This window comes from Candidatus Poribacteria bacterium, from assembly GCA_026702755.1.
GTDB lineage: Bacteria > Poribacteria > WGA-4E > WGA-4E > WGA-3G > WGA-3G.
Map to the genome: position 1 here is coordinate 1 of JAPPBX010000109.1, position 5,058 is coordinate 5,058.

4 protein-coding genes and 1 pseudogene are annotated in these 5,058 nt (G+C 47.4%); 4 read left to right on the top strand and 1 reads right to left on the bottom strand.

Translation table 11 applies throughout. The features are described from left to right. The first annotated feature begins 264 nt into the window (after positions 1 to 264). The 3 genes and pseudogenes from OXH39_21575 to OXH39_21585 all read left to right on the top strand — a co-directional run bounded on the left by OXH39_21575 (position 265) and on the right by OXH39_21585 (position 3,114). Entirely contained in the window at positions 265 to 1,038 is a 774-nt protein-coding gene (locus OXH39_21575) for an ADP-ribosylglycohydrolase family protein (protein MCY3553059.1), read from the top strand. 309 nt (positions 1,039 to 1,347) lie between these two features. Continuing rightward, positions 1,348 to 1,488 (top strand): annotated as a pseudogene (locus tag OXH39_21580) (restriction endonuclease). A 24-nt stretch (positions 1,489 to 1,512) separates the two neighbouring features. After that, complete coding sequence (locus OXH39_21585; GenBank protein ID MCY3553060.1) at positions 1,513 to 3,114, top strand: AAA-like domain-containing protein; 1,602 nt, start codon at positions 1,513 to 1,515, stop codon at positions 3,112 to 3,114. Positions 3,115 to 3,142: 28 nt separating this feature from the next. Here OXH39_21585 and OXH39_21590 read toward each other — a convergent pair whose 3' ends face one another. Continuing rightward, entirely contained in the window at positions 3,143 to 4,324 is a 1,182-nt protein-coding gene (locus OXH39_21590) for a mandelate racemase/muconate lactonizing enzyme family protein (GenBank protein ID MCY3553061.1), read from the bottom strand. 293 nt (positions 4,325 to 4,617) lie between these two features. Here OXH39_21590 and OXH39_21595 point away from each other — a divergent pair. Then, a partial coding sequence (locus OXH39_21595; protein ID MCY3553062.1) for a hypothetical protein occupies positions 4,618 to 5,058 on the top strand: 441 nt, incomplete at its 3' end.

Here is a 5,058-nt window from a genome sequence, read left to right on the forward strand (position 1 = left end):
ACAACCGGGTGCAGATGCCATCAGGGAAATAGTTTTGCATGACTTACATAGTTTCATTATTTTCATCTGAACCGCAGAACATTACTAGCAATAATATTCCACAAACGGTGACAAGAATCCGCTGCATCTGTCCTCTTTTCAGTTTTTCGATTTAATCCGCTATCAATCAACTAAATATGGTATAATATTACCTATACGCCAAAATAGTATAGCATATCGCTAAGTAGATTTTCTGTTTTTTTTGCCAAACACAAAGGAGAGGACATGTTAGGTGTGATTATAGGCGACATCGTCGGTTCCATTTATGAATGGGATCGGATAAAAACTAAAAATTTTCCTTTCTTCGACGATACCTGCATTTTCACAGACGATTCGGTCTGCACTGTTGCAGTTGCCGATATTCTTTTACACGATCTCCGTCCAGTAGAAACGATGCAGGCGTGGTGTCAGCGTTACCCAGGGCGCGGTTACGGCGGTATGTTTGGCGAGTGGATTTATGCGGATTCCCCTCAACCCTATAACAGTTACGGTAACGGTGCGGCGATGCGCGTCTCACCAGCGGCGTTCTTGAACCGGGACGATCTGGAAGCTGCGCTCTCCGCCACCAATAAAGTAACCGAAATTACCCACAATCACCCAGAGGGCATAAAAGGCGCGCGTGCAACAACTTACGCCATCTGGCTCGCGTATCGAGGCGTGAAACCAGAGACGATTCGCGAGATTATCACCGCCGACTGTGGGTATGACTTAACGCAAACAGTAGACGACATCCGTCCCAGCTATACCTTTAATGTGACATGCCAGGGCACCGTGCCGCAGGCGATAACATGCGCACTGGAATCAGTCAGTTTTGAAGACGCAATCCGTAACGCCATCTCTCTCGGCGGCGATGCGGATACTCTCGCCGCTATCGCTGGTCCCATCGCTGAAGCATTACACGGCGTTCCGGATGAACTCATAGAACAGACAAAAACCCACTACCTCTCTGATGCCCCAGACATCCTTGAGGTGATACAGGAAATGTATCATTTGCAATAAACGCTTGACAAATAGATTAAGTTTGTTATGCTTAGGACTTACGCATTTCCTCTTAAAGTCCCCCTGATAAGCGGGGAATGCCATAAGGAGAACCTTCATACCGTTGATTGATTTAGGGGGTTTAAAGGACAAAAATTACCACTTTCTGCGTCTAAATTTCTGATATTTCCTTAATTTGCGTAAGCCCTGATGCTTTTATGGTGAATTGGAAAAATAAATTCACGCTTCCAGCCTCTGGCTGGTAGGTGAGGTTTCCTAACCTCACTGATGCACAGTGTGTAAAAGTGGACAGAAACGATTGACTCCAGGGACTCCAAGGTTATCCTCATTGATGGAAACCAACTTGCGCAGCTGATGATTGATCACAACGTCGGTGTTTCCGTAGAGAAAACTTATGAAATCAAACGCGTAGATTCCGATTACTTTGCTGAAAACACCGAAAATTCTTAAAGATGTTAGCGACAAGAGGGAAAAATGAAAACGTTTGGAACCCAAGGTCCCGTAAATCCTAAAGAGAACTACGTAGTCTCGCGCACCAGAGAGATCGCGGATTTTGTTGAACGTGTGAAAAAGGGGAAATATATTGTCCTTTTCGCACCTCGACAGACCGGTAAGACGACGCTCTTCCGCACTGCGATGGACACTCTCATGGCTGAAGGATATTTCCCAGTCCAACTGAATTTTGAAGCGTATATTGACTTAACACCTGCTGCTTTTTATCGTTACCTTCACACGGATATTTGCAAGAAAATTGAGTTCGTTTTCCAAAGGCAAGGTGGCACACCCTCTCCAGCTTTGAAGCAGTTTTTGTCGAACGTTGAGATAATGGACCATGTGTCAATGCGGATTTTTTTTCAACAACTCCCCAATTTCCTTGCAGCACCTGATAGCCAGCAAAAGGTTGTTCTCATCATCGACGAATTTGATGCAATACCGCCTGACGCGGTTCGCGGCTTCCTTCACTCACTCCGGTACATTTACCTTGATAACTCCAGGCTTCGGTGTCCTTATAGTGTTGGCATTGTGGGTGTCAAGAACATCACGCAGCTTAACTACGACCGATCAATCTCGCCTTTCAATATCCAAGATGAATTCCATTTACCGAATTTTACACTCACGCAAGTCCGCGAACTTTTTGAGCAGTACACCGAAGAAATAGGACAAGCCTTCGCACCTGAAGTTATCACCTTTATTCACAAACAGACTGCGGGACAGCCCTTTCTCGTTAATCGCTGCGCACAGATGCTCACCGAGGAGATGGACATTCCGAAAAATGAAACGATTGCGTTAAGTCACTTTTTTAAGGCACATAGACGGCTCCTCCGCGAACGGAACACCAATATCGACCATCTGCTTACCAATATCCGTAGGGACCGCCGGTTTGAGAAAATCCTCATGCGGATTGCCTCTTATGAAAGAGGTTTACCTTTTAATCTGGACAATGACATCATGAATGAACTCGCAATTTATGGAGTAATCGCAGAAAGCACTGACGGGATGTGTGAAATTGTCAATCCGATTTATCAACATCGTATTCTGCAGACTTTTAAACCTCTGTTTAATGGACTGGAGAATGATTATTTCTCTGAAGACAACGGGGACGATTTTATTGATTATCTAACACTTGATGGCATGATTGAGATGGGAACACTCCTTGAAAATTTTCAAGGTTTCATCGCACGCGCCGGTTTCCGTATTTTGCAAGTACCGGATACACCCCAGGAGTATGTCGGGCAACATCTCCTTTATGCCTATTTAGAGCAGCTTGTCCACAGTGTCGGTGCCACTATGTTTCTTGAAGCTCAGACCGGCCGTGGGCGGATAGATCTCATTATTGTTCACAACCAGCGCAAATACATCGTTGAAACTAAGATTTGGGAAGGCGACAGACGCTACAAGGCAGGCAAGAAACAACTCGCTGCATATCTCAAATTAGAAGGGGCACAAGAAGGCTACTATGTTGTGTTTGACCATCGTAACAATCCTACCTCACGCCTCGAAACTGAGATAATAGACGGTTTGAAAGTCCGAAGTTACGTTATTCCTGTCCTGCAAGAACGACCTTCAGCAGTTTAGGGCGGATGTCCGTTTGCCTTCTGTTTCTTTAAACCACCTCCAGCCAAACCCCTGGCACGAACCCCGGATACTCCCCTTCACTAAACGCCGGATAGTAGACATCCTCACCACTGAACTCGTGAACAGCCTCACCCCCGCTCCCATCTGGAATATGCACCCTACACATATACGCACGCTCACGGAACAGCTGCTGCGGAGTCGGCGTAGACGGATCCACGCGGTATTCTGCCAACGCTGCTGCGTCTACTGTAATCCCCAACCCCGGCGACTCAGGAACCGCAATCGTTCCGTCAACAACAGCAAGTCGATCTTCAAGCAGGTCGGATTCCCACAACTCATGACACGTAATCGCCGGTAATTCCGCTTGCGATAACACCGCACCAAGATGCACCGAGTATGCCGTTGTAATCCCCGTGCCGACCATCTGAAGCCAATAAGGTTGTTCAAACGAAGCACAGAGCGCGTTCGTCCGTCGGAGCGAGTTTACACCGCCACCGACAACAAACCCACCGCAACATCGGGCATGCAGGCACGATTCGTTGAAATGCTCCACAATCCGTTTCTGAACATTCGCCTGCAACCGTACCGCACCCATCACATCAGTTCCGAGATAGTACGGACTCTCGTAGATAGCGACGTTCGGGTGCTCGTCCAGCTGCTGTAAGACAGGGATAGCGTTATCTGCAGTCCGCAGGAAACCGTTGAAGTCGATGTCGAGTCGATAATCTGCTGGCACGGCATTGCCAACAGCATCGACCTGTGCAAAGATGTCGCGCCACGGACGCGCCTTCAGTTTTGCGGAGGTATAACCCCGTTTCACGGATTCCTGGACTTCCGCCACCCAATCCTCTGGCGGCATATCGATGTCCCACCACGAAATAGGACACCGCTCGCGGATTTTGGGTCCGATGAGTTGATAAACCGGGACACCAACGGATTTGCCAATCGCGTCAAAAAGCGACATCTGGATGCCGAACCCGATGCTATCGTCGTTCATACACGCAAATGCGTTTTGTCCGATGACTTGTTCAATGTTCGCCGATTCGTCCCCTAAATTTTCACCGTAACCGATAACACCGTTGCTGAGTTCGACGCGGTAAACGTGGACGCGTTCGCCGTGCGTCAAGGCGCGGTGCATGTGTCGGCTGACCCGTTCGTGATAAAATGGCACGTTCAACGGAATCGCTTCGAGATGTTTGATGCTAAGCATGAGGTTTCTCCTAAGTTTAAGGATACGCTTGCGATATTGTATCATATTCCCAAAATTGCCCGTAACAATATTCTCACAGCAAACTTGATTCTTTGAAGGAAACCCTCACCCCTTACCACTAAAGAAGTCAAAGTTTTGAACACTGTTTTCATGCGGTATTCTTTTTCCTGACTACTGATTGCTGATTGCTGACTGCTAACGGCTTTGATTTGACATCCCCCCGTTTTGTCGCTATAATATCTTTAACGACACAACATTAACACGTTACTGTTTTCGCAAGTAAGGAGCATTGTATGGCGAGTATTAAACCCTTCACTGTTTCAAATCAACTCTTAGATCAGCCTGAGAAACTCCGAGAACAGGCGCAGCAAGACGGGTATCTTTTTTTTCGCTGTTTGATTGATGCCGATTCCATCTACAACTTACGTCGGGATTTCTTGGAAATCTGCCATCGGCACGGTTGGGCAAAGGGTGAAGCCGCGTTGATGGACGGCATTCGGACGGGCGGTCCTTATATGGAAGGGGATGATGGGTATTGGCCCGTCTTAGACGAGTTCCAAAGCATGGAGTCTTTCCACGCCTTCGCACACCATCCTGCGATTTTGGATATGTGCGACAAACTCTTCGGTGAGAAGACACTCGTGCATCCGCGGAATATCGGAAGGATTATGTTCCCCGAAAACACGAAATATACGACACCCTCACATCAGGATTATATCCATATCCGAGGTACA

Coding starts and splice junctions, on each gene's coding strand:
- OXH39_21585 (MCY3553060.1), top strand. CDS start 1,513: ATGAAAACGTTTGGAACCCAAGGTCCCGTAAATCCTAAAGAGAACTAC.
- OXH39_21590 (MCY3553061.1), bottom strand. CDS start 4,324: ATGCTTAGCATCAAACATCTCGAAGCGATTCCGTTGAACGTGCCATTT.
- OXH39_21575 (MCY3553059.1), top strand. CDS start 265: ATGTTAGGTGTGATTATAGGCGACATCGTCGGTTCCATTTATGAATGG.